The 4532-nt window shown below is 59.8% G+C and carries 3 protein-coding genes; all 3 read left to right on the top strand.

Annotated elements, in window-relative coordinates; translation table 11 throughout:
* The first annotated feature begins 193 nt into the window (after positions 1-193).
* The 3 genes from ROTMU0001_RS03210 to ROTMU0001_RS03200 all read left to right on the top strand — a co-directional run bounded on the left by ROTMU0001_RS03210 (position 194) and on the right by ROTMU0001_RS03200 (position 4494).
* Positions 194-1048, top strand: a complete 855-nt coding sequence (locus tag ROTMU0001_RS03210) for a hypothetical protein (protein WP_005508103.1) — start codon at positions 194-196, stop codon at positions 1046-1048.
* 197 nt (positions 1049-1245) lie between these two features.
* On the top strand, positions 1246-2436 hold the full coding sequence (locus tag ROTMU0001_RS03205; RefSeq protein ID WP_005508102.1) for an efflux RND transporter periplasmic adaptor subunit: 1191 nt from the start codon (positions 1246-1248) through the stop codon (positions 2434-2436).
* Between the two features lie 9 nt (positions 2437-2445).
* A complete protein-coding gene (locus ROTMU0001_RS03200) occupies positions 2446-4494 on the top strand; it encodes an ABC transporter ATP-binding protein/permease (RefSeq protein ID WP_005508101.1) in 2049 nt (682 codons plus the stop codon).
* The last annotated feature ends 38 nt before the right edge of the window (positions 4495-4532 follow it).

The raw sequence follows: 4532 nt of genomic DNA, 5'->3' as shown, positions 1-4532 counted from the left end.
CCAGTCGTATCCCGGAGGAAATATGCGGCGCGCCATCCCCACCAGCGGGGCGAGGATAAACACCGTCCCCCTTGCCTCCCCCCCCGGCGCATAGTAGGCTAGTGTTCAAAATATGTTCTCTCAAGGGCAAACAACGAAGAGCCCCTGAACGAGCGAACAAAGATGCAGCTATATTTCACGAGGAAGTGCCCCTATGCTTCGACAGAACACCCTACGAACCCTCGCCGGGGCTATACTCCCGCTGACCCTGTTGCTTAGCTCCTGCGCATCCGGGCAGCCCAGTGCCGACTCCTCGGCGTCCGCTAACGCTGAGAAGGCGTATAGCGCCTCCAAGAGCCCCGATAGTCAAGCTATCGAAAAAGTGGAGAACCTCGCCTCACTTTCTGACAACGTTGTTCGTGCCTACCAGCGCTCCCTGAGCCAGTGCATGGCTGAACGAGGATTCCCGAACTACAAGGTTCCTGCAGGAAAAACTGAAATCCCGCTGCTTCTGCAGGCTGATCTTGAACCTCTCACCGTTGCGGACGCCCGCGCTCGCGGATACGAAGAGCGCTACTCTTTGGCTACTACAGCACTGGAAGAGCAGAGCCGTACTATGAGCGAAGCCGAAATGCAGGCTCTTTACGGCACCGAAGGAAAGGGCGGTTGCCAGCAAGAAGCTACCCGCGCAGTCTACGGTTCAGAAGAATCCCGCGCGACCATACATAAGGTCTACGTTACTGCGGTTCACTACCTCAACAACGACGCAATCTTCAAAGACCTTGGGCCCGCCACCGAGAAGTGGGCACAGTGCATGAAGGAACGCTTCGGAGGCGACTACACGTCTCCGGATATGGCTCGCCTACAGTACCGCCAGAACAACCAAGACACCCACGAACTGGCAATCAACGATGCGACCTGCCGTGAAGCAACCGGGCTAGATACCGAACAGCGAAAGATTGCTATCGCTTACCTGAGTTCCTTCCTCGAAAAGGAACAGGGCCTCATCGAGCAGGTGACCACCGCCAAGAAAACTGCTGAAGAGAACGCCCGAAAGATTCTGAGCTAATCCTCCGGACTAATCAGACCGGACTAACCAGAACAGGCGTACAGAGTAGCCATGGAGGCTGCACCTCGTCACAGCGTATTGTGCCCGGCACGTATCCCCGTGCCGGGCACAAACTAACCCCACACGGCATCGCCGCCCCTAAGCCCAAACGGCACAGACAATAGCGTTCCCGTACGCGCACCCAAAGAAGGGACACCATGAGCGCCACCCCCACCCGCCAGAAGAAAACCCTCTGGCTCTACGGCATTATCGCCCTGCTCCTCATCATCACCGTGGGTACGCTCATCAGCGCCCAAAACATCAAAACCACCGCCCAAAAAGACGCGGAAGCGGCACCCCCGGACCCCTCCACCATCACCGCCACGGTCACCCGCGAAAAACTGCGCACCACCGTGCCCCTGACCTGCACCGCGAACTACGCCACCTCAACCCCGCTACGCTACAGCGGCGAAGGACAGTACACCGCAATCACCATCAAACACGGTGACACCGTCGGCAACGGAACCCTCATCGCAGAAGTCAACGGTGAACCTCTCATCACCCTCACCGGCGGCTTCGCGCTCTACCGCGACCTCAAACTCGACGATAGCGGCCCCGACGCTGCACTCCTCAACGAGGCACTGACTGCCATGGGACGTCAGGGCCCGCAGCCCGCGCGCATCACCGAAGACACCTACGAGGCTCTCAACAACCTCCTCGACAGCCTCGGCTACGCGCACGTCAAGACTGACCAGCCTATTCCCGCCCGCTACTTCCTTATCATCAACCGTGCCGGAGTTGTCACCGGCAACCCCCGCGCAACTGGCGCTATCGCAGATGGTCCCGTAGCCACCATCGCAGAAGGTAGCAAGACCCTCAGCTGCACCGGAACCACCGGTAGGCTCACCCCCGAAGCCCGTAGCGGCCAGAAGGTAACCGTGCCCTCCCTCGGTGATACTGAGTACGTCGCAACCCTCGGATACAAGAACACCACCGAAGCCGCCGGTGCCGCAGGCAACAGCCAGGCCGGTCGTCAGGCCAATGGTGCAGAAGGTGCGGCTGGCTCCAACCTCAACGGCGCAGCCGGTGCGGCAGGAAGCACCGAAGGGGAACGCATCCTCACCCTCGACGTAGGGGATAAGGCGGACAGCCTCCGAGGCGCCGTCAACGCGGAACTCACCCTCGAAGAAACCCCCGAAGCACACCTGGTCGTGCCCTCATCGGCGCTCTACACCCGTGACGGACAGACCCGAGTCATCGTGCTCGGCCCCGAAAGCTCCAACGGATCGAAGGCCCGCGAAGAACGCGAGGTAACCGTTACCGTCATCAGCAACGCCAACGGCAAGAACGCCGTCACCGGTGACCTGCACGAAGGCGACAGCGTCAAAATCATGCGCGAGAAAAAGTAGGGAGTAGCCATGACTGACTCCCGCGCCGCTCACGCGCACCCACCAGCCTATAGCGTCGATATTCAGGGAGTGTCCCAGCACTTTATGCAGGGTGACACTCGAATTGACGTGCTCAAAAATATTGACCTGAAAGTCCGCTACGGAGAAGTCGTCGCAATCCTGGGACCGTCCGGCAGCGGCAAATCAACCCTGCTGAACATCCTCGGTCTGCTCAGCACGCCCGCCTCCGGCAGCTACCTGCTGGACGGTACAGACACCGCAACCTTCAACGCGGCACAGCGAGCTGAAGCGCGCCTGGACAGCATCGGTTTCGTCTTCCAGGCGTTCCACCTCATCGAGCATAAGAACGTGCACCGCAACGTTGAGCTACCGCTCATCTACCGTGGCGTGCCCAAAGCAGAACGAACGCAACGTGTTGCGGATACTCTCGCTCTGCTGGGGTTGAGCCACCGAACGGATGCACCCATCACCACTCTCTCAGGCGGTGAAAAGCAACGTGTAGCTATTGCTCGTGCGCTCATTGGGGAACCTGCGTTGCTGCTCTGTGATGAGCCGACCGGCTCGCTGGATGAAGAGCTCACCCGTGAAGTCATTGACCTGCTCCGTGAATGTACGGGTGACCAGCAAAGCACGATTGTGATTACTCACGACCCCCTCGTGGCGGAGCACTGCGACCGGGTGCTACGTATGCACGAGGGGCAGCTCATCGAGCAGGATGCACAGCGGCAGGAAGAAACGACCGCCCGCGCGTCTCTGAACCTGCCTAGCTTTGCTGAGGAACAAACATCTAAGCCGCAGAGCAGTGGTCGTGCACCCTGGGCGCGCGCCTCCCTCAAAGAAGCCTGGGACGCTACCGTGCACCGGGTGAGGCGCAATATCTTCACCATGCTTGGTGTGGTTCTGGGTATCGCTTCGCTCGTGCTGACCGTTGGTCTGACTGCCACCATTTCTGGGCAGTTGGCTGACAGCTTCGACATTTTTAGAGCTAAGCACCTGACGATAAGCTCGACCCGAACCGAATCCATGAGCCGGGCTGAACTCTTGAGCCTGGCGGCGAGCGAGAACTACCGGCGTGTTAGCCAGCTGAACGGAGTGACCGGTACCGCGCTGGTGGATCAGCTGTATGAATCCGCAGATATTCAGCGCGGTCCAGACAACTTCGGTGAGCGCGGTGCTAACGTGACGGCTGCCGTCCGTGCGGCAACCCCCAGCATCTTTAGCGTGCAGGGTCATGAACTGGTGTGGGGTCGCACCTTCGACGAAGGGCATGTGGAGCGGAACGATAAGGTCGTGGTGCTCAGCGAAAGCGTGATGCGCCAGCTTGCGTTGCCCTATAGCCCCGGAGTTACGGTCTATATTCGCGATGAGCCGTACACCGTTATCGGTGTGGTGCGGGAGAATCCCTCGCTGACTCTTTCGTACGGTTCGGTCTACCTGCCTCTGGGCGCGAAGCCTGGTGCCGATGTTGAAGAAGCACAGCCCGCTGCCGGTGGCGGTGCCGCTGCGGCACAGACCGGTAAACGTTCCACTCAGATTGTGGTGAGTACTGTTGCCGGTGCCGCAAACCAGATCGCGGAGGAAGCACCGTACGCGCTCTCGCCGGAACGTCCCGCACTGTATAGCGTGAGTGTGCCGCCGGAGCCGAAGACCCTTCGTGAGGCTGTCGACCAGCAGCAACGCACGATGCTTCTAGCCATGAGCGTTATTACCCTCGTAATTGGTGCGATGGGCATTATGAACACGTTCCTGGTTGCGGTGATGGAGCGTCGCCGTGAGGTTGGTTTGCGTCTGGCTATTGGTATGCGCCCTTCGGGTATTCTGCTGCAGTTCTCGGCGGAGGCGCTGCTGACCGGCATCCTGGGCGCTGTGGCTGGTATTGTGCTGGCGGTTAACGGCATCTCGATTGTGTCTTTGATGAACCGTTGGACGCCGATTATTAGTGCCGACACTATCCTGCTGGGTCTCGGTGCTGGTGCGCTGGTTGGTGTGTTGGCTGGTCTGTACCCGGCGGCGAAGGCTTCTCGTATTGATCCGGCACAGACCCTGGCGGCAGGCTAATCGCGTTGAGTAGGTGCTTGCCCCCGGTTGGGGCTTGG

Origin of the sequence: Rothia mucilaginosa ATCC 25296 (assembly GCF_000175615.1) — a bacterium.
GTDB classification, from domain to species: domain Bacteria; phylum Actinomycetota; class Actinomycetes; order Actinomycetales; family Micrococcaceae; genus Rothia; species Rothia mucilaginosa.
Note: the sequence above shows the minus strand (reverse complement) of the source record. Positions and strands in the feature narration are given on the sequence as shown.

What these genes read in the sequence shown, in the direction of transcription:
- ROTMU0001_RS03210 (WP_005508103.1), top strand. Translation starts at nt 194, where the DNA reads ATGCTTCGACAGAACACCCTACGAACCCTCGCCGGGGCTATACTCCCG.
- ROTMU0001_RS03205 (WP_005508102.1), top strand. Translation starts at nt 1,246, where the DNA reads ATGAGCGCCACCCCCACCCGCCAGAAGAAAACCCTCTGGCTCTACGGC.
- ROTMU0001_RS03200 (WP_005508101.1), top strand. Translation starts at nt 2,446, where the DNA reads ATGACTGACTCCCGCGCCGCTCACGCGCACCCACCAGCCTATAGCGTC.